This is a genomic window from Anoxybacter fermentans (assembly GCF_003991135.1).
In the GTDB taxonomy this organism is placed as follows: Bacteria; Bacillota; Halanaerobiia; order DY22613; family DY22613; genus Anoxybacter; species Anoxybacter fermentans.
In genome coordinates this window covers 2,192,090-2,213,260 of record NZ_CP016379.1, presented here as the reverse complement: position 1 = coordinate 2,213,260, position 21,171 = coordinate 2,192,090, and the positions used below count along the sequence as shown (strand labels likewise).

The window sequence follows — 21,171 nt, the reverse complement described above, 5'->3', positions numbered from 1 at the left end:
TTGTCCTTTACAAGCCGCAGGAAATAGTGTATAATAGTCAACATAGTAAACAAAGGTACGCTGAATTCCAGGTATTGGAAGCGGGGGACCCACTTTTTTTGGGGTGAATCCTTAAATTTGATATTTAAGGAGGGGCTGCTCTTGGGCCCTAACCCGACAGCTAACCCCGTAAGCGTAAAACAAGAGGTTACAGTTCAAAATAGCTTTACTATGGAACTATGGGTAACCTCTGTAGTTCTTTTTTCTTTGCCTTTTTAAAAGGGGGGATTACTATTAAACCGCAAATACAATTACCAAAGATTGATCTTGGTGGTCTATCTCCAGCTCAGATTCTTTCGGCTGGTTATCTGATTGTAATTTTCTTTGGAACAGTACTTTTAATGCTTCCCTTTGCAACTGTGGATGGACAGGGTTTGGACCTGATTGATGCCCTTTTTACTGCTACATCAGCTACCTGTGTAACGGGATTGGTTGTTGTCACTACAGGAACTACTTTTACAGTCTTCGGTCAATTGGTTATCATGCTCTTGATTCAAATAGGTGGTCTTGGGATTATGACCATGTCCACTGCCTTTGCTCTGATTATGGGACGGAAGATTACTTTACGGCAGAGATTAATTATTCAAGAAGATTTAAATCAACTGGGGATTTCTGGACTTTTGCGATTAATCCAGTATATTCTGGCATTTACTTTTACCATTGAAGGATTAGGGGCCTTATTATTTTTTATTCGGTTGGCCCGGAAATATCCCTTAAAAAAAGCTATTTTTTACTCCATCTTTCACTCGGTGTCTGCTTTTAACAATGCTGGTTTTGATCTTTTTGGAAACAGTCTGGAAAGTTTTGTGGGGGATCCTTTGATTATTTTGACAGCAATTATTCTCATCGTACTGGGAGGATTAGGATTTACTGTATTGGTAGAACTGTTTGATAAACGGAAATTACACTCATTACATGCCAAGATGGTAATAGTGACCACTGTGATTTTACTTTTAGTTGGTTTTATTGTAATCTTTGCTTTGGAATATTCAAATAGTAATACGATGGCTAACCTCAGTTTGGGCGAAAAAATTATGGCCTCATTCTTTTTATCTGTAACTCCGCGGACAGCAGGATTTAATACTGTTCCCACTGGGGCTTTACGTGAGTCTACTCTCTTTTTTATTATGATTTTAATGTTTATTGGGGCTTCTCCCGGTTCAACAGGTGGAGGAATTAAGACTACTACAATAGGTACTATCGTTTTTACTCTCTGGACGACGGTTAGAGGTAAAAAAGATGTGGAAATCTTTAAACGGAGATTGGATGAAGGTATTATTTTTAAGTCTCTTACTATCCTGATGTTATCACTTTTATTAGTGTTAGTGGTAACTCTGATTTTGAGCGTTACAGAAGAAAGTTCATTAGTGGAAATACTTTTTGAGACGGTTTCTGCTTTTGGGACTGTAGGACTATCTACCGGGATTACTCCCACTTTGAGTAAGATTGGACGGATGCTAATAATAATTACCATGTTTACCGGTAGGGTTGGACCATTAACCCTGGCAGTGGCTATGAGTGAAAGTAAGAAAAAACCTCAGTTCCATTATCCTAAAGAAAAAATTATGGTTGGTTAATGAGGAGGTTTTTTTAATATGAAACAATTTGTTGTAATTGGGTTGGGAAGATTCGGTTCTAGTGTGGCTAGAACCCTTTGCCAAAAAGGTTTTGATGTATTAGCAATTGATATTGATGAAGAAAGGGTTCAGGCTTTAGCAGATGAAGTAACTCATGCTGTTCAGGCAGATGCTACTGATGAAGAAGCAATGAAATCTCTTGGTATACGTAATTTTGATATTGCCATTATTAGCATCGGGACTGATATTCACTCCAATATTCTTACAACCCTACTGGTAAAAGAACTGGGGGTTAAATATGTAGTTGTTAAAGCCCAGACAGAGTTACATGGAAAGGTATTGACCAAAATAGGGGCAGATAAAGTTGTTTATCCAGAAAGAGATATGGGTGTCAGGGTGGCCAATAGTTTGATTTCCTCTAATGTACTGGATTTAATTGAAGTTTCACCGGAGTATACAATAGCAGAAGTAACAGCCTCACCAAAACTTTATGGTCATACCTTAAGTGATCTTCAATTTAGAACAAGATTTGGAGTGAATGTAATTGCTATAAAAAATGGGGATAAGATCAATGTAACCCCAAGAGCCACAGATGAGATTAAAAAAGGTGATATTTTAATAGTCATTGGTGAAAATGAGAATCTAGAGCGACTTAGAAAATATTAATTTTGTAAAAGAGGATATTCCTATTTAATGGGAGTATCCTTTATTTATATGGTGTTGTTCTGTGTCTAAAAACCATCCCTCCTGGGTATATTAGAAAGAAGAGTCTGGAGGTGATGGTTATTAGAAAAAAAATTATTTTGTCACCAACTCAGGTTCTCGTTATAGGTTATCTGGTTGTTATAACTATTGGTACCTTGCTTTTGAGTTTACCTTTTGCAACTGTAAAGGGAGCGGATACTACTCTAATGGATGCTCTTTTTACTGCTACTTCTGCAACTGCGGTGACAGGATTAATTGTAGTCAATACTGCCAGTCACTGGACATTTTTTGGTAAGATAGTGATTATGCTTTTGATTCAAATTGGTGGTTTTGGTTTTATGACGACCTCAACACTAGTAATGTTGGTTTTGAGGAAAAAAATTAGCCTTAAAGAACGACTTATTATCCAGGAAGAGTTAAATACCGAAAATTTAACGGGTATCATCCGTCTGGTACGTTATGTGGTTTTTCTCACATTAGGGTTAGAAGCATTAGGAGCAATCTTACTTTTTTTAAGATTTTTGCCGATAATGCCCCCTGGACAGGCTGTTTTTTTTAGTATTTTTCATGCTGTTTCAGCATTTAATAATGCCGGTTTTGATTTATTTGGAAATAGTCTTGAGGGATTTACTACAGATTGGTATATTGTTCTTGTAATTACAGGACTTTTTATAATTGGTGGAATTGGCTTTACTGTTATTGCTGAAATATATAGCTGCCGTAGATTTAAGCATTTTTCTCTACATACTAAAGTGGTATTGACTATCTCTTTGCTACTAATTGTTTTAGGAACATTGGTAATCTTTGGATTGGAATATAATAATCCTGAGACATTAGGAGATCTCAATTTATCTGGAAAAATTGCTGCAGCTTATTTTCAAGGGGTTACTCCCCGAACTGCCGGTTTTAATACAATTCCTATCGGAAAAATGACAAAAGCGTCCCAGTTTTTTATTATCATCTTGATGTTTATTGGTGCTTCTTCCGGTTCTACAGGAGGTGGTGTTAAAACTACCACTGTTGGAACTCTTCTTTTAGTAGTCTGGGCACTGATTAAGAAACGGGATGATGTGGTGGTTTTTCAGCGAAGATTATCTTATATGACCATTTTTAAAGCTCTTTCAGTTGTGATGATTTCTATTTTAATTATCTTTACTGTAACAATGGTTTTGGCTGTGACAGAGAAATTTGCTTTTCTGGATATATTCTTTGAAACTGTTTCTGCTTTTGGAACAGTAGGTTTATCTACTGGAATTACTGGAAAACTTTCCTCTATTGGTCAGCTTTTTATCATTGTTACTATGTTTATTGGTAGGGTTGGTCCCATGACACTGGCAATAGCTATTGGTGAACAGCGGCAAAAAACTTTTATCCGGTTCCCGGAAGAAAAATTGATGATTGGGTAGGGAGGTTTATTAAATGAAACAATTTGTTGTTATTGGCCTGGGGCGGTTTGGTTCCAGTGTGGCCCGTACCCTGGCTGAACGGGGATTTGATGTATTGGCAATTGACCAGGATGAATCATTGGTTCAGGAGATGGCAAATGTGGTAACCCATGCGGTTCAGGCGGATGCGACAGATGAGAATGCTATGAATGCTCTTGGATTGAGAAACTTTGATGTTGCTGTTGTAGCCATAGGTGCAGATGTTCATTCCAATATTCTGGCAACAATGATCTTAAAAGAGATGGGAGTTCGATATGTAGTGGCAAAGGCTCTTGACCCCCTGCATGGAAAGGTTTTAGCTAAAGTGGGAGCAGATAGGGTAATCTTTCCTGAGCGAGATATGGGGAAACGGCTTGCCCTTAATTTGATCTCTTCTAATGTTCTGGATTTTATAGAGTTTGCACCAAATTACAGTATTGTAGAAATTAAAGCTACAAAGGGGATGGTAGGTAAAACTCTGGCGGAATTACAGCTACGTACCAGATTCGGAGTAAATGTAATTGCAGTCAAAGCTAAAGACCGGATCAATATTTCTCCATCTGCCAGTGATGAGATAAGAGAAGGAGATATTTTAGTGGTAATAGGTGAAAACCAGTCAGTAGAACGGTTGAGACGGCTTTAGGGGAGGATTTAATTGATGATTACCAGCATTAAAAATTCTGAAGTTAAATTTTTACGTTCTCTTAAGAAAAAGAAATATAGAGAGCGTGAGAAGATGTTTTTTATAGAAGGGGTTCGGATTATTGAGGATGCTCTGGCGGATGGTGCAGAATTTGTCCGCGTTTTTTACTCACCGATGTTAGAAACCAATTCCCGTGGAATGGAATTATTATTTAAATTACGGGAGGCCGGAGTTGACGAGATTTTGTTAGATGACAGATTATTTAAGGAAGTAGCCGATACTGAAACTCCCCAGGGAATATTAGCTATTCTTAAACAGCCTGAGTTTGAATTGGAAGATTTGATTGCAAAAAAAAGACTCTATCCCCATATTTTAATGTTAAACGGTATTCAAGATCCCGGTAATCTTGGTACGATTATCAGGACAGCAGCGGGTGCTGGTTGGTCAGGGGTAATTTTAACCAAAGGTACGGTAGATCTTTATAACCCCAAGAGTTTGCGGGCCACTATGGGAGCTATTTACAAAATGCCTATCTGTAAGGTGGAAGATTTGAATTTTGTCTGGAAAAAATTGCGGACTCATGGATATCAGATTATAGTTGCTGCTCTTGAAGGAAAAACATGGCATTTTGAAGTTGATTTTAGCCGACCGACTCTTCTTGTGGTGGGAAATGAAGGAAATGGCGTAGAACCAGAGGTTTTAAAATCTGCAGATCAGTTAGTTAAAATCCCCATGGCGCCTGATGCTGAATCACTAAATGTAGCAATTGCTGCGGGGATTATAATTTTTGAAGGAGTACGGCAGAATTTAATTGGATGAAATTAAATATAAACTTGTCAAACGAAAGATAGTATGATATAATTTAGCATAAAGAAAAGCCAGCCATATGAAAGGATGTGGTCTAATGAAATTGACCGCAAAGATTTTATGGAAGTTATTTGAAAAGACAGGTTCTGTTGTAGTGTATTTGGCTTATAAAGAATTTATGTCATTGAATATTCAGTAGCATAATATAAAATGTAAAAACAATAAAGTTAAAAGCGAGGAAAGAGAGAGTAGTTCAGCAGCGGTTTACAGGGAGGAGATGTCAGCGGACTGAGAGCATCTCTAAACTTAAGCTGAATGAAGTTCACTCTGGAGCTGTCGGCTGAAATGATAGTAGGCTGGATCGGATGTCCCCGTTATCGGATATATGAGTGAGTCATATTACCCTACTTTAGGCTTAGAAAGGGGTATTATGGCTAATTAGGGTGGTACCGCGGAAGATTAACCTCCCGTCCCTAGTCTGGACGGGAGGTTTTTTGGTTTATAGACTTTACTAAAGTTTTAAAGGAGGTTGTTGCAAATGAAAGAGAAGCTTCAGGGTATTCGGGAAGAAGCATTTAGACTTATCAAAGAAGTAAATGATTTAGAACTCTTAAATAAGCTTAGAGTCAGATTTCTGGGGAAGAAGGGTGAAATTACAGGAGTATTAAAGGGGATGGGTCAGCTTTTACCAGAAGAACGTCCTATAATTGGGGCCCTGGCCAATAAGATCAAAAATGAAATTGAATCATTGATTGAAGAGCGAAAGTTAAAACTTGAAGAGGAAGCAAAATTAAAACAGATTCAGGAGGAAGAGATTGATGTAACTCTTCCGGGCCAACCTATCAATTATGGTCATGTTCATCCCCTTACTGCTATCTTAACTGAGCTGAAACGGGTTTTTTTGGGTATGGGCTTTGATATTGCTGAAGGCCCGGAGATTGAAAAAGAATATTATAACTTTGAAGCTTTAAATATTCCCCGCTGGCATCCGGCGAGAGATATGCAGGATACCTTCTTTATAACAGAAGAGGTCCTTTTAAGAACCCATACTTCCCCGGTTCAGGTGCGGACAATGGAAAAAGGGGAACTGCCCATCAGGATTATCGCTCCCGGTCGGGTTTACCGTGTAGATGAATTGGATGCAACTCACAGTCCCAACTTCCAGCAACTAGAAGGTCTGGTGGTTGATAAAGGCATTACCTTTGGTCATTTAAAGGAAACCATCAATGTTATGGTTAAAGAAATTTTTGGTAAAGACCGGAAGACAAGGTTTAGACCCAGTTATTTCCCATTTACTGAGCCAAGTGCTGAGGTAGATGTCTCCTGTATTCTCTGTGATGGAAAGGGCTGCCGGATTTGTAAAGGCTCCGGGTGGCTGGAGATTATGGGATGTGGTATGGTTCATCCGCGGGTTTTGGAGATGTCCGGTATTGATCCAGAGCAATATAGTGGATTTGCTTTCGGCATGGGGTTAGAACGGATTGCTATGTTAAAATATGGGATTACCGATATTCGCTTATTCTACGAAAATGATCTCAGATTTTTGAGTCAGTTTTAGTAGAATAAATATGAATGATTAAGCTACAAAAAGCTAATTTTGAACGATATAGAAATTTTTCGTTTAACCATCTTAGTGAGATTTCAGTCGAAATAAGGCCTCATCACAGGATGTGATGAGCTAATCAAGGGTCAGGAGGACCCATTGATTAGTGTGCCTTATTTCGACTGAAATCGAACTTTAGATGGTTCGAAAAATTTCTTTATGAAGTGAAAAATTAGCTTTTTGCAGTAAGATCATATATCCATTGAGTTTTATTTCTAAGAAAGGAAGGTGTATAAAATGCGGGTATCCTATAATTGGTTAAAAGAGTATATTGATTTTAATCTTACTCCTGAAGAGTTAGCTGAGCTTTTGACTCAGGCCGGATTAGAGGTAGATGTGATTGAATATCCGGGAAAAGGTTTAGAAGATATAGTTATTGGTGAAATTAAAGAGATTACTAAGCATCCAAATGCAGATAAGTTAAGTGTAACCAGAGTTGATGTAGGTAATGAGGAGTTGGAGATTGTCTGTGGTGCGAAAAATATCTTTGAGGGTGCAAAAGTTCCTGTTGCAAAGATTGGAGTTACCCTCCCTAATGGGATGAAAATTGGAAAAGTGAAATTGAGAGGGGTTGCTTCTAACGGGATGATTTGTTCTGAGGATGAGTTGGGGCTTAAAGAAGAACGTCAAGCGGGAGTAATGATCATTGATAAGGATTGTAAGCCCGGGGATTCATTTGTAAAAATAATGGGACTGGATGATGCTATTTTGGTTTTAGATCTTACTCCTAACTATGCCCACTGTCTGAGTATGATCGGGGTGGCCCGGGAAGTAGCTGCAAGAATAGGAAAACCTCTTAAAAAGCCTGAGATCAAAATAAATGAGACTGGCCCTCTTGTTACAGAGTTGGCAGCAGTGGAGATTAAAGATCCTGATCTTTGCCCTCGTTATACTGCCAGAGTTATTCGCGGGGTAAAGGTTGGTGAATCTCCAGAATGGTTGAAGCAGCGCCTTTTAGCTGCTGGTATGCGGCCTATTAATAATATTGTTGATGTAACCAACTATGTGTTAATGGAAATGGGCCAGCCTCTGCACGCATTTGATTATGATAAGGTTAAGGATCATAAGATTATAGTTCGGCGAGCAGAGGATGAAGAAAAGATTGTGACACTGGATGAAAAAGAAAGGCAGTTAGATTCCAATGTATTGGTTATCTGTGATTCTAAAGAGCCTATCTGTATTGCCGGTGTGATGGGTGGAGCTAATAGTGAGGTAACAGAAGAGACTACCACTGTCCTGCTCGAGTCTGCTTATTTCAATCCGATAAGTATTCGTAAGACTGCAAGACGTTATGGTATTTCAAGTGAAGCATCATATCGTTTTGAGCGTGGTGTAGACATTGAGGCTGTAATTGATGCAAGCAATAGGGCTGCTCAGTTAATTCAGGAGCTGGCTGGTGGGGAAATTGCAACAGGTATTATTGACATCTATCCTAAACCTGTTAAATTACTGGAGATCCGCCTTCGTACCCATCGGGTTAATGAAATTTTGGGTACTCAGTTAACGCGGGATGAGATTGCAGAGATGTTGAACCGTCTTGGATTTACTACCAAAGTTGTAGATGATGATCTGGATGTAACAATACCTACCTACCGCGGAGATGTGGTAAGGGAAGTTGATCTTATAGAAGAAGTGGCCCGTCTATATGGTTATGACAATATTCCTGGGCAACTTCCGGTAGGTGAAAGTAGAGTAGGCAAATTGACCCGTTCCCAATTGTTAGAGGATCAGACTAGAGAGTTTATGAATGCTGTTGGATTTAATGAAACCCAGAACTTCAGTTTTATCAATCCAAAAGTTTATGACATGATCAATTTAAACCCGGATCATGAGTGGAGAAACTCTATTAAGCTAAAAAATCCGATAAGTGAAGAATATGCTGTGATGCGTCGAACTTTGATTTCAGATCTTTTAAAGGTAGTCTCCTTTAATGTAAAGCGCCGGATGGATAAGATACAGATTTTTGAACTAGCAAGGGTGTATATACCAACTGATGATCTACTTCCTTATGAACCGCGTATGTTGGCTGGCGCGGTGATGGGAGTTTTAGAGAATGATCAGTGGAATCAAAATGCTGGAGGATTCTTCTACTTAAAAGGTATTCTGGATGCTTATGCTAATAAATTTGGGCTAGGTGAACTGATATATGAAAAAGCTCAACATGATAGTTTCCATCCCGGCCGGACTGCTCTTATAAAAGCAAAAGGAGAGGAGATAGGTTATCTTGGTGAAATTCATCCTGATGTATTGGCAAATTATGATCTAAAAGATCGGGTTACCGTTTTTGAACTGAACTTCGAAAAGATAGTAGAACTTTCATCAGCAGAGCGGCGTTTTACCGAACTGCCCAAGTATCCGGCTTTGACCAGAGATATTGCTCTGTTGGTTGATGAGGGTGTTTCTGTTCAATCTATTAAAGAGGTTATTAGAACCACTGGAGCTGAGTATCTGGAAAGTGTGGAACTCTTTGATCTCTATCATGGTGAACAGGTTCCTCAAGGTAAGAAGAGCGTGGCCTTTGCCATGGTTTATCGGGCCAAAGATCGAACCTTGACTGATGAAGAAGTGAATGCTATAATTGATCAGCTTCTTACTAGACTGAAAGATGAGTTGGGAGCAGAAATTAGGGGATAGGTTTTAATAAGCCCACGGGTTTTTAGCCCTGTGGGTTTTTTATTAAGGACTTTGGAACTATTTTTTTCATTGAAAAATTTTCACATTGCTTTTAGCAGGTAAATAAGCCTATAAAATAGAATATTTTTTACATACATATAATTAAACTGCAAAAAGCTAATTTTTCGCTTAAGAGAAATTTTTCGAATCATCTAAAAGCTCGATTTCCGCCGAAATAAGGCTTCTTAATCAAAGGGTTCTCCTGACCCTTAGAACTAGCTCATCACTTCCTGTGATGAGGCCTTATTTCGGCGGAAATCGAGCTAAGATGGTTTAGCGAAGAATTTCTATGTCGCTCAGAATTAGCTTTTTGCAGTATAATCACATAACTTTACTTCTTTTGAATGTATAGATCTGAGGAGAAGGCTTATAACTTAACAGAAGAATTGAAAAAAGGAGGCGGGTATTTATGAAAAAGAGAATAACAGTTTTTTGTTTCATTTTGGTTGTTGGATTGGTTTTAAGTGGTTGTGCTCTTAAACAATTGGTGATGTCAAATGAAGAATTAATTAAAGATGCAATTAAGAATTATGTTTTAAATGATCTTGTGTTGGAAAGTGATGATTCTTCTTATCTATTTTTTGATGATGATAAAGATAGTACAACTACTCTGCCTGACAAATTTGCTGCTAAAGTTGAATACACTAGAGGTCAAATGACCAGGGAAGTTACTAAAGTGACAGTTGATAAAGATGCTGGAGTAGCAACTGCAGAAGTATTGGTAACCATTCCAGGAGAAGTTAAACTTTTTTATGCAAGTGGAGAATATATAGGAACAAAAGATGCTACATTATCTGGTAAGGCAATTTTTACTGCTGAGAAAGTAGGAGATAAATGGAAAATAGCTGATATAGAAATGAATTTGACAACAAATGAAAGTGCTCCGATTATCAGTAATGTGACTTTAGATCCACAACCTGTTCTTCCAGGACAACAGTTGAAAATTTTTGCAGAGATTTCTGGAGAAAAGGGTGATAGATTTAGAGTAGTTGCAAGGAACCGGGCTGGAAGTGTTAGAACCCGTCTGGTAGATAATGGTAATCCTTTTAGGTATGATAATGCTGCTAATGATGGTATTTATTCTGGCTGGGTAGAGATTAGAGAGAATGCTGAACCAGGTTTATATAAAGGCGGTATTAAAGCTGTAACCTGGGGAAGTGTAAGGGATATAAGTAGGGACGAGAATGGTGAGTTTCTTGTACCTGTGAAAATTACAATTAAAGTATTTACAGTTGAAGTTGGTGAAGGTGAATAAGGAATTACTTTCAGGCTGAATCATCCAATGGGTGGTTCAGCTTTTATTAATTTTTTTGCTGCTTCAAGATGCTCCTCTAAAACCAGCACTTCTACATTACCTAACATCCCTACAGTAAAGGGATGTACAGTACGGGCTGTATCAGAATGTAAAAATACGGGAATGTCATTGGATTCAAGTAAACTTTTATAAATATCAGCAGTGATAGGATCTGTGATGGTAAGTTGAGCCCACTTCATTTCTGGCATCTTTTAAATATCCTCCTTTAAAAATTCGGTAACCATTTCAATCCCCAGTTGATATGCCTGTTTTAAAATTTCAGGTCGGAAGGCTACCGGTTTTTTGTCGGTATTGGCTACAAAGAAATTTTTGTAGTACCGGGTATTGATGGATTTGAAGAAAATGTCTATAACGCGTATAGAGGGTTCAAATTCAATAATACCTTCCGGATTTCCAGCGGTTGCCACAAAGATACCCAGACGATATTTTTTTCTGTCAATAATGGAATTTTGCAGTATGTATTTGCTGGCCCAGATAGCCTGGCAGCGGTCAATCATTCCCTTTAACTGGGCACTAACTGAATTAAAATAGACTGGAGAAGCGACAATGATTAGATCAGCCTGATTAAATTTGGGATATAATTTCTGCATATCATCTCTGATTATACAACCTGGTCTTTGATGACATCCTTCACAGGCAATGCAGGGTTGAATATTCTGCTTAGCAAGAAAAATTTCATGAATTTCAATATCTCTTTTGATTGATTTAATCCCTTTTAAGATCTGATTAACTATTTTTTTAGAGTTCCCATTTTTTCTTGGACTGCCGATGAGAGCCAGAGTTTTTATCATCCTATATGCCTCCTGAAATTGTTCAAATCAATACCTACTATACCTTAAATCATATTTTAATATAAATAAAAAGAAAAGTAAAGAAACAAAACATGTGGAAAAAAATAAAATATGATTGAACTACAAAAAGCTAATTTTGAGCGATATAGGTTCGAAAATTTCTTTTGAAGCGAAAAATTAACTTTTTGCAACAAAGTCAAAATATAATGAAAAGGGAGGGTATAGGATGTGTTATTTTACCATATCCCATAGTCTAAATTATGTATTATGGGAACTTATGCTTTGGTCAAGTATTTCTAAAGAACACCAGACATTTCTTTTAACAGTGGCAGATTTAACAGATAAAGATTTAAGTTCAGAAATAGAAAAAGATTTGATGCAATTTCATAATCTTTTTGAAAAGATAGAAAATGAAACTATTCGTCTCAAAGAGAAACTTCAATATTATTATCCTGTTTATAGGAAATTGTCCGGACTTCTTAAAAGATTTTTAATCATTAATAAAAAATTTATACCAGTATTAGAGAAGTTGAAGAGTTATGGAAAAGATGAACCTGTATGGCAGATGTTAGTAGGACATATTGAAGGTGAGCATAGATATATGGAAAAGCTTTTTAAAAATTTACTTTACTAATTTTACTAGAAAGAATTATTCTCCCATTTTAGGGAGAATTTTTTTTGTTGAGCAGGAAAAATAAAAGGCTCGTCGAATATAATATGATATAGGAATAAGAAAAAATGTTAAAAATTAGACAAAAAAATGGAAGGTGCATAAAATGGAATTACCTTTAATTGATACCGATTTAAAATTTTTTAAAATTAATAAACGTTATTATGTATTGGATATCCCTTCTTCTACCCTTTTTGAGATACATCCAAAGTTGGAAAAGATTTTAATACAGTCAGTTCATAACCTTTCAACGGATTATTTAAATGTCTTAAAACGGGAGTATGATTTTCTGGATTGGATGGAATTGATTGGGGAATTGCAGTACCTGATTGAACATCAGTATCTTACCATTTACTCCTCACAAATTATTCCTTATGAGTTGAAGGAGCAGAAGATTAACAGTCTTACATTGAATGTTTGTCATGATTGCAACATGTGCTGTGTTTACTGTTATCAGAATTATGGGACATTTACCAAAGAGTCTGAATATATGTCAAAAGAAGTGGTTAACAAGGGGATTGAATTCTTATTTAAAGAAAGTCCTGATAGCAAGGTTTTCTTAAATATTTCTGGTGGAGAACCTTTATTAAATGAAGAACTTGTAAAATACGTTGTTCAAACAGCTCGAGAATATGAAGACAAATATGAAAAAGAATTAAAGATTACTCTAATTACCAATGGTACTCTTTTTGAAAAAGAACTTTTAAATGAGTTGGTGAAAAAAAGAGTTGAGTTAATTATTACCCTTGATGGTCGGTCGGAAGAGCATAACCAGATGCGGCTTATGGCTAATCATCGGCCATCCTATAATTTTATCTATGATCGACTAAAGTGGGTAAAAGAGAGTGGGATTAAATATCGGATTAAGGGAATTATTCACCATCTAAATTTACCTTATTTCGATCAGATTTTGGAGATGTATGAAAAAGCTCAGGTTCCAGCTTTCCAGCTAGAGCCGGTTATAGCCAAAGCCAATGAGGAGTATGCTCTAACTCAATCAGATATTGAACAATTGAAAAAATACTATGATCAATTATTTGATAGATATCAAAAGGATGAATTTCTTAAGCGATTTATCAATCTCACTGCTGCTCTTGATTGTATTGCCTGTAAAAAGAATTTGGGTTATACCTGTGGGGCTGGAAAAAATCATCTTTGTATTACTCCTAAAGGAGATATATATCCCTGTCATCTGTTGGTGGGGGAAGAAAAATTTCTTTTAGGAAATATTCTTGAAGGTACATTAGATCAGGAGTTAAGGAAGAGATTTTATCAACCACTACATGTATTAAATAGGGAAAGTTGTAAGAACTGTTGGGCAAGATATTTTTGCGGAGGTGGTTGTGTAGGTGAAAATTACCTGAGCTTAAAAAGTCTGGTTAAGCCTTATCCGCCCCGTTGTCAGTTAACAAAGCATATTTTAAAAAAAGCAATTCAGGTTTATTGTTCCTCACTTACAGAAGAAAAAAAATTAAATTTGACCCCGGAAAGGAGGAAAAAGGGGCGTGAAATATATAGAATTAGTTAACGTTAAAGAAAAAGAAATTAAAGAAAATTCTTCAGATAAATTGATTTTTAATTCGAATCAAAGTTGTATCAATCTTTGATAATTGTAGCCCTGAACCTGTGATTTATCACGGGTTTTCTTTTTATGTTCTGAAGGACATTTTATTATTTTGGAGAAATTATACAGAGTGGTAATTAAAATCTGGGGTGTGATGGAATAATGAGTACAGAAAAGAAAAATAATAATGGTAAAAATGATGGCCGGGCCAGCGCAGAAGTGACTATTTTAGGTGAAAATTTAGTTGTTGTTGGCAACTCTAGTGTTGAATATATTAAATCCGTAGCAGATTTTGTCAATAAAAAGATGATGGAATTGAATCGAAATTATCCCAGGATGTCCAGAAATAAAATTATTGCTCTTGGGGCCATGAATCTGGCTGATGAACTGATTAAAGCTTTGCAGGAAGTGGAATTGCTAAAGAAAAAGATTAAACAGATAGAAGAAGAGAAAAAACAAATGGAAGAAGAATTGCAGCAGGCCAAAAAGTTAGCACAGCATTACCAGAATGAATATGAAGAATTGGTATTATTGCTGGAAGAGGTGGAAGAATGAGAGATATTACACTAATTGATCTTGGAATCATACTTTTTTTACTATTTTTTTTGGTACGGGGGTATCAACAAGGTTTAATTCGCCAGGCTATGGCTTTGATTGGATTGCTTTTGGGTTTAAAGATTGCCAGCGATCATTATTTGTTTCTCTCCACATTATTACAGACACATTTTTATCTTGATAAATATCTGGCCAATATAATAAGTTTTGGCCTGATTTTCTTTTTGGTCATTATAGTTATAAATCTAGTTGGGTGGATATTGAGCGGATTAACAAAGCTTTTATTTCTTTCATTTATTGACCGAAGTATAGGAGCAGTGATAGGTCTTATAAAGGGAGGGATTATAGTATATCTTATTCTTTTGTTAATTTCCAAAGTACCTTATAAACAGGTATCTGACCAGTTGGAAAAGTCGGTATTGGCTAAAGATTTGCTGGCCTTAACCCCATATATTGAGGAGAATTTGAATAAAATTATTCAACCTTGAAATAAAGTTTTTATTCCTTAATAGACTGGATAAATAGTTAGGTTTAATTAAGGGAAAATATTGAAATCAAATAAAGGGTTAAACTGCAAAAAGCTAATTTTTCGCTTCTTGAGAAATTTTTCGAATCATCTAAAGCTCGATTTCCGCCCTAATCAAAGGGCCCTTCTGGACCTTGATTAGCTCATCACTTCCTGTGATGAGGCCTTATTTTGTTGGAAGTCTCACTAAGATGATTTGGCGAAAAATTTCTATGTCGCTCAAAATTAGATTTTTGCAGTATAATCATAAATAAGAATATTCCCCTTCATAATCATGAAGGGTGTTTTTTTTATTAAGACACTGGGAAGGAAAAAAATTCTTTTAAGCGAAAGAAAAAAACCGGAGAAGGTGGGGAGGATGAAACATCTAACTATAGCCTGGAAGTTAAGAGAAATTGCAGATTTATTGGAATTTCTTAATGAGAACCCCTTTAAAGTTAGGGCATATCGTAAGGTGGCGAGACGGTTGGAGCATCTGACAGAGGATTTAGAGCAAATCTATAAGGAAGGACGATTGACTGAAATTGTGGGAATTGGAAAATCCATCGCTCAACGGATAGAAGAGATTTTGATCTATGGTGATTCCCCATATTTAAAAGAATTAAAATCCAGAGTACCGGAAGAATTGGCTGAGTTATTGGAAATTCCCGGGGTTGGGCCAAAGATGGCCAGCAAATTACATGATATGTTGGGGATATCCACTGTTACAGAACTAGAAGCAGCATTACAGGCACATAAAATTAGGGAACTGCCGGGGATGAATAATAAAACAGAAGCTAATTTAATTCGGAGCCTGAGACTGCTGAGGACAGGATCCGGTAAAATCTTTTTGAGATTTGCTTTTTTTATTGGTCGTGATATTATAGCGAGATTAGAGCGGGTTAAAGGTGTTAAACAATTAGAGATTGTCGGTAGTGCCAGAAGATATAAGGAAAGTATTTCTAATTTAAATTTATTAGCTGCGGCAGAGGATGGTGAAGAATTATTAAGAGTTTTTACAAATCTTACTAATTGTCAAAAGGTAATAAAAAGAAAGGAGAATAGTGCTTTAATATTAACACAAGATGGGGTATTTGTGGAATTGTTTGTGGTTGAACCTGAAGATTACCCCCTCAGGTTGGTTATGACGACGGGTTCAAAAGCTCATCTAAAGCAATTGGAGAGATTAGCTGAAAGGCGGGGTTGGCGGACTGAGTATAACTATTGGTTTGATGAGACTGGAAAGCGTCTCATTTTTGAATCAGAAGAGGAAGTTTATGAGAGTCTGGGTTTAAAGTATATTATTCCCGAATTGAGAGAGGGAGAAGGGGAAATTGAGGCTGCCATGGAAGGCCGGCTTCCACGATCGGTAAGATTGGATCAAATTAAAGGAGATTTGCATATTCATACCCGCTGGAGTGATGGAGTAAATACTATTGAAGAGATGGCCAAAGAGGGCCAGGCTCTGGGATATAAATATATGGCCATTTGTGATCATTTCAGATCCTTAAAAGTTGCCAATGGGCTGAGTATTAGTATGCTTATGGAGCAAATGAAGGCTATAGATGAGTTAAATGCCCAGTTTACCGATTTTTATCTACTGAAAGGGATCGAAGTAGATATTTTAAAAGATGGGCAACTGGATTTTCCAGATGAACTATTGGCTCAACTGGATCTGGTAGTGGCATCTATTCACTCGGAATTTAGGGGTAGTAAAGAAGAGCTGACCAATCGGTTAATTGCTGCTATGGAGAATCCGCATGTGGATATTATTGCTTATCCCACCGGACGATTGATTAATCAGCAAAACCCCTATATGATTGATATGGAACGTGTTCTTAGAGCAGCAAAGGAGACAGGTACAGTGATGGAAGTTAACGCTTCCCTTGATCGGTTGGATTTTTATGATAAATATTTAAAAATCTGTAAAACATTAGGAGTAAAAGTGGCAATTAATACTGATGCCCATAGTATAAAACAATTGGGTTATATGGAGTATGGTGTAGGCATGGTACGCCGTGGTTGGCTTGAAGATATAGATGTGATTAATACCTATTCACGGGATCAATTGTTGGCTTTTTTGAAAAGGTAAAAAAAGTGATTTTATATTCTGCTTGATATTTGTTATATAATGTGTTAATGTGGAATTAGAAATCAAAGGAGAGGATGAGATATGGAACAGCACACTCTCAAAGTTTTGGAGTATTCCAAAATTATCGATGAATTAAAGTCTTATGCATCATCAAAGATGGGGAAAGAGTTGGTAGAAAGGTTAGAGCCTGTTTATGATCTAGAATATATTAAAGAACGACTTAAAGAAGTTACTGAAGCAAGAAAAATGTTAGATGAACATCCCAATGTACCTTTTGGAGGAATTCGGGATCTTCGCCAGATCTTACAGCGTGCTGCTAAAGGAATTGTTTTGAATGGAAATGAATTGTTGGATGTGAGCATTACTCTATTTGCTGCCCGCCGGTTGAAAAATTTCTTTAAAGAACAGGAAGATAATTTACGCCAGGGCCATAATCCTTATTCCAGAGTTTTAAAGATTGGTAGTCGGATTGAGACCTTTAAATCTATTGAAGATGCCATTAATCAGGCTATTGATAATAGTGGAGAAGTAATGGATAATGCCAGTCCTAAACTCCGCTCCATCCGAAGCAGGATTCGGACATTAGGTGGACGGATTAAAGAAAAACTGAACAGCATTATTAATGGAAGTGCTTATCAAAAGATGATTCAGGATGCCATAGTTACTATTCGTAACGACCGATATGTAATTCCTATCAAAAGTGAATATAAAGATAGCTTTAATGGGATTATCCATGATCGGTCATCCAGTGGTCAAACACTCTTTATTGAACCTATGGTTGTAGTACAGCTTAATAATCAATTACGTCAGCTTTTGGTAGAAGAGGAAGAGGAGGTTCAACGGATTTTAAAGGAACTGACTCGTCAAGTTGCTTTAGAGAGTGAAAGGATTACTAATACTTTGAAAGTACTAGCTGAGCTGGATTTTATTTTTGCACGAGCTCATTACAGTCAGGCTTTAGATGCTGCTGAACCAACCTTAAATGATAAAGGGTTAATCGATTTAAAAAAGGCTAGACATCCGCTGTTAAAAAATAAAGCTGTACCCATTGATATAAGTTTGGGGAATGGTTTTAATACTCTGATTATTACCGGACCCAACACAGGGGGTAAGACGGTTACTTTAAAAACAGTGGGATTATTAACATTGATGATGCAGTCTGGGCTCCATGTACCGGCCAGTCCAGAATCTCAGATGTCTGTATTTAAGGGGATTTATGCAGATATCGGTGATGAGCAAAGTATTGAGCAATCCTTGAGTACTTTTTCATCACATATGACCCAGATTATCAATATTCTTAATCAAGCAGATAGTAAAGATCTGGTTCTTTTAGATGAATTAGGGGCAGGTACTGATCCTTTAGAAGGTGCATCTTTAGCTATGGCTATCCTTGATTATTTGCATGAAAGAAATATTCGGACCATTGCTACTACCCACTATAGTGAACTAAAAAGCTATGCTTACTCTAAAGAGGGTGTAGAAAATGCTTCAATGGAATTTGATTTAGAGACATTATCCCCCACATATCGTTTAATCATGGGACTTCCGGGAAGATCCAATGCCCTGGAGATTGCTTTGAGACTGGGTTTGCCGAAAAGTATTGTTGAAAAAGCCAGATCTGGGCTTTCTAGTGATGAAGCTTTAGTGGATAAAATGATTAAAGATATAGAGGAGAAGAATCGACAAAGCCAGAAGGATCGAATGGAGTCTAAGAAACTGAGACAGGAGATGGAGAAACTTAAAGCAGAATATGAAGATCGGTTGAAAAAGTTGGAGAAAAAGCGTGAAAAGATTCTTTCTCAGGCTCTTGATGAGGCAAAGAGGATTGTGGCTGAAACTAAGGTTAAATCAGATGAGTTGATCAAAAAAGCTCGCAAAGTGAGTTTGAACAACTTAGAACGGGTAAATATGGAGATCAGAAAAGAATTAAAAGATGTTGATGATGAACTCACCCGGATTTTGAATAAAATTAAAGGTTCTGCCCGGGTTAAGCATAAGATTCCAGAAAAATTAGAACCGGGTGACCGGGTTCGTATAGTCTCCTTAAATCAGAAAGGAGAGGTATTGGAAGTTTTAAGTGAAAATGAGATTATAGTTCAGGCGGGAATTATGAAAATTACTGTGAATAAAAAAGACTTAGAGAAGGTAGAGGTACCTACAGAGAAAGAGCAGAAGATTAAAATTAGACTTACTAAAATGGTCCGTTCTAAGGCTAGTACTATTCAGCCTACTCTGGATTTAAGAGGAAATCGGTATGAAGAAGCCAGGGAACGAGCTGATAAATATCTGGATGATGCTTATCTGGCTGGATTAAAATCAGTACAGATAATCCACGGTAAAGGAACAGGTGCATTGAGAGAAGGAATTCACGATTTATTAAAGGGCCATCCCCATGTAGAAGAGTTCCGGTTGGGTAAAGAAAATGAAGGTGGTCTTGGAGTTACGATTGTTAAACTGCGCGATTAAAAAAATAAGGGGCTGTCTCAAAAGTAATTAATTACTTTTGGGCATGGCCCCTTTTTTCATTGTTCATTTCAAATTCATTGAAAATTTTTCTGTTAAGAAAATAAAAACCCATACCTGACATTCTATACTGTTGCCAGTTTAGCCAGGTTATGGGCTATACACAGTAAACCCCATTCAATTTTTACTTTCTCAAGGCCACGAAGCAGAAATCTCCGGAATGACCAATTACCTTTGATCCTTCCAAAGACAGATTCCGCTTCAATTGCTCTTTGAGAACGGAGTTTCATACCTTTATCGGAACAAAGGTTTTCCTTTACCTTTTGCTTATATTCACGTAATTTAAAATTTATTCTTATTACTCGATCACCTTTGGCCTTGGTACAATTTTCTTTTAACTCACACCCATCACAATTTTCGCATTTGTAATATCTAATTTGTTTAGTATATCCATTTTCGGTCTTAATTTCCTTTGTCTTACAGTAAATGAGTCTTCTTTGAGCAGGACAAATAAACTCGTCGTTTTCTTTATCATACGGCCAGTTTTCTACTTTAAATATATCATTTTTAAACTTCTTCTTTTGTTCTTTATGAAAAGTATTATACTTAACATAAATATTAGTATTGGCTTTCTCTAAGTAATCATAATTTTCCTCACTACCATAACCTGAATCAGCTATCACATTTTCCGGAATCTTACCTGTAACTTCTTTTACTTTTTCTAAATGAGGTATTAAGCATCTTGAATCTGCCGGCCTTTGATGAATACTATAACCAACTACAAACTGATTCTCTGTACCTATCTGAACATTATATGCGGGCTTCAATTGCCCATTTTTCATGTGGTCTTCTTTCATTCTCATAAAAGTTGCATCAGTATCTGTTTTAGAATAACTGTTTCGTCCATTTAAAATCTCTTCCTGTTGCTCATATTTTTTCATTCTGGGAAGACATTTAGTCTTGAGCTCTTTAATTGTTTTCTTTAACTTCTTGTTTTTGGAGTTCTTTTCTAGACGTTCTTCAAGTTCCTTAATTTTTTCTTCGAGTTTCTTTGAATCTATTTCTTTTCCTTCACCCATCTCCTCCAGGTCATTATCCCCATACAATCTATTCTCTTCTTCGTTGGTTTTCTCAATCTCTTTTAAAAGTTCATTAATTTTTGCCCTAAGCCTTGCTTTGTACTTCTTTGTCGCTTTTCTCCAGACAAAGCTATATTTGTTTGCATTAGCTTCTATTCTTGTACCATCTAAAAAGTAATTCTCTAACTTTACATATCCTTCTTCTATAAGAAGTTCCAATACTGATGCAAATACCTCATCAATAACATCTTTCATGATCTCTGATCTGAATCGGTTTATCGTCCGAAAATCAGGTTTATTGTTACCACTAAGCCACATAAAATAAATATTTTCCCGAAGTGCCTTGGCAATTCGTCTTGATGAATATATTCTCTGAGTATAGGCATATACTATAACCTTAAGCATCATTTTCGGATGGTAGCTGCTTCTACCCCCACCTTTATATTTTTCAAGCAGGGGTTCAATATTCATCCTTTCTATAGCTGAATTTACCACCCTTACTAAATGATTTTCAGGAATAAACACATCAAAACTCAAAGGCAACATTGTCTGATTCATATTATATTCAATAAATGTCTTTTTATTATGGTTTTTCCTCTTCATATTTATATTTTACCATAAAAAAAAGGTGTTGTCTTTATAAAAATTTCTGACAACACCTTTCTT

18 protein-coding genes, 1 riboswitch and 1 other annotated feature are annotated in these 21,171 nt (G+C 36.6%); of the genes, 15 read left to right on the top strand and 3 right to left on the bottom strand.

The genetic code is table 11. The features are described 5' to 3' along the window. Positions 1 to 48 precede the first annotated feature (48 nt). Positions 49 to 191: riboswitch (cyclic di-AMP (ydaO/yuaA leader) on the top strand. Positions 192 to 218: 27 nt separating this feature from the next. The 9 genes from BBF96_RS10020 to BBF96_RS09980 all read left to right on the top strand — a co-directional run bounded on the left by BBF96_RS10020 (position 219) and on the right by BBF96_RS09980 (position 10,726). Further along, positions 219 to 1,616, top strand: coding sequence for a TrkH family potassium uptake protein (locus BBF96_RS10020; protein ID WP_127017020.1), 1,398 nt, complete (start codon positions 219 to 221; stop codon positions 1,614 to 1,616). A gap of 18 nt (positions 1,617 to 1,634) precedes the next feature. Beyond that, positions 1,635 to 2,282 carry a potassium channel family protein gene (locus BBF96_RS10015; RefSeq protein WP_127017019.1) on the top strand — a complete coding sequence of 216 codons (648 nt, stop codon included), beginning with the start codon at positions 1,635 to 1,637 and terminating at the stop codon, positions 2,280 to 2,282. A gap of 113 nt (positions 2,283 to 2,395) precedes the next feature. Next, the gene (locus tag BBF96_RS10010) at positions 2,396 to 3,727 is read left to right on the top strand and encodes a TrkH family potassium uptake protein (protein ID WP_127017018.1); all 1,332 of its coding nucleotides are present in this window, start codon (positions 2,396 to 2,398) and stop codon (positions 3,725 to 3,727) included. Between the two features lie 13 nt (positions 3,728 to 3,740). Continuing rightward, positions 3,741 to 4,388 carry a potassium channel family protein gene (locus BBF96_RS10005; protein WP_127017017.1) on the top strand — a complete coding sequence of 216 codons (648 nt, stop codon included), beginning with the start codon at positions 3,741 to 3,743 and terminating at the stop codon, positions 4,386 to 4,388. Between the two features lie 15 nt (positions 4,389 to 4,403). Further along, positions 4,404 to 5,207 (top strand): 23S rRNA (guanosine(2251)-2'-O)-methyltransferase RlmB, encoded by an 804-nt coding sequence (gene rlmB / locus BBF96_RS10000; protein WP_236777805.1) that lies wholly within the window; start codon positions 4,404 to 4,406, stop codon positions 5,205 to 5,207. Positions 5,208 to 5,292: 85 nt separating this feature from the next. Next, entirely contained in the window at positions 5,293 to 5,394 is a 102-nt protein-coding gene (locus BBF96_RS09995; RefSeq protein ID WP_127017015.1) for a YqzL family protein, read from the top strand. Between the two features lie 28 nt (positions 5,395 to 5,422). Continuing rightward, positions 5,423 to 5,673: a binding site (T-box leader), on the top strand. Positions 5,674 to 5,733: 60 nt separating this feature from the next. Then, entirely contained in the window at positions 5,734 to 6,753 is a 1,020-nt protein-coding gene (gene pheS / locus BBF96_RS09990; protein ID WP_127017014.1) for a phenylalanine--tRNA ligase subunit alpha, read from the top strand. A 282-nt stretch (positions 6,754 to 7,035) separates the two neighbouring features. Continuing rightward, the gene (gene pheT / locus BBF96_RS09985; RefSeq protein ID WP_127017013.1) at positions 7,036 to 9,432 is read left to right on the top strand and encodes a phenylalanine--tRNA ligase subunit beta; all 2,397 of its coding nucleotides are present in this window, start codon (positions 7,036 to 7,038) and stop codon (positions 9,430 to 9,432) included. Between the two features lie 448 nt (positions 9,433 to 9,880). Next, positions 9,881 to 10,726 carry a hypothetical protein gene (locus tag BBF96_RS09980; protein ID WP_127017012.1) on the top strand — a complete coding sequence of 282 codons (846 nt, stop codon included), beginning with the start codon at positions 9,881 to 9,883 and terminating at the stop codon, positions 10,724 to 10,726. 20 nt (positions 10,727 to 10,746) lie between these two features. On the opposite strand, the gene BBF96_RS09975 is transcribed toward BBF96_RS09980, so the two are convergent. Then, positions 10,747 to 10,974 (bottom strand): putative signal transducing protein, encoded by a 228-nt coding sequence (locus tag BBF96_RS09975; RefSeq protein WP_127017011.1) that lies wholly within the window; start codon positions 10,972 to 10,974, stop codon positions 10,747 to 10,749. Positions 10,975 to 10,977: 3 nt separating this feature from the next. Further along, the gene (locus BBF96_RS09970) at positions 10,978 to 11,577 is read right to left on the bottom strand and encodes a flavodoxin family protein (RefSeq protein WP_127017010.1); all 600 of its coding nucleotides are present in this window, start codon (positions 11,575 to 11,577) and stop codon (positions 10,978 to 10,980) included. A gap of 226 nt (positions 11,578 to 11,803) precedes the next feature. Between BBF96_RS09970 and BBF96_RS09965 the strand changes: the two genes are divergently transcribed. The 6 genes from BBF96_RS09965 (at position 11,804) to BBF96_RS09940 (ending at position 19,429) form a co-directional block, all read left to right on the top strand. After that, positions 11,804 to 12,211, top strand: a complete 408-nt coding sequence (locus BBF96_RS09965; RefSeq protein WP_127017009.1) for a DUF2935 domain-containing protein — start codon at positions 11,804 to 11,806, stop codon at positions 12,209 to 12,211. Between the two features lie 142 nt (positions 12,212 to 12,353). Beyond that, positions 12,354 to 13,775 carry a radical SAM/SPASM domain-containing protein gene (locus BBF96_RS09960; RefSeq protein WP_127017008.1) on the top strand — a complete coding sequence of 474 codons (1,422 nt, stop codon included), beginning with the start codon at positions 12,354 to 12,356 and terminating at the stop codon, positions 13,773 to 13,775. Between the two features lie 198 nt (positions 13,776 to 13,973). Then, entirely contained in the window at positions 13,974 to 14,366 is a 393-nt protein-coding gene (locus BBF96_RS09955) for a cell division protein ZapA (protein WP_127017007.1), read from the top strand. Next, entirely contained in the window at positions 14,363 to 14,854 is a 492-nt protein-coding gene (locus BBF96_RS09950; protein WP_127017006.1) for a CvpA family protein, read from the top strand. The genes BBF96_RS09955 and BBF96_RS09950 overlap by 4 nt, the downstream gene beginning before the upstream one ends. A gap of 396 nt (positions 14,855 to 15,250) precedes the next feature. After that, the gene (gene polX, locus BBF96_RS09945; RefSeq protein ID WP_164731002.1) at positions 15,251 to 16,963 is read left to right on the top strand and encodes a DNA polymerase/3'-5' exonuclease PolX; all 1,713 of its coding nucleotides are present in this window, start codon (positions 15,251 to 15,253) and stop codon (positions 16,961 to 16,963) included. Between the two features lie 81 nt (positions 16,964 to 17,044). After that, entirely contained in the window at positions 17,045 to 19,429 is a 2,385-nt protein-coding gene (locus tag BBF96_RS09940; RefSeq protein ID WP_127017004.1) for an endonuclease MutS2, read from the top strand. Positions 19,430 to 19,551: 122 nt separating this feature from the next. Here the strand turns inward: BBF96_RS09940 and BBF96_RS09935 are convergent, their stop codons facing one another. Then, positions 19,552 to 21,108, bottom strand: a complete 1,557-nt coding sequence (locus BBF96_RS09935; protein WP_127017003.1) for an IS1182 family transposase — start codon at positions 21,106 to 21,108, stop codon at positions 19,552 to 19,554. Positions 21,109 to 21,171 lie beyond the last annotated feature (63 nt).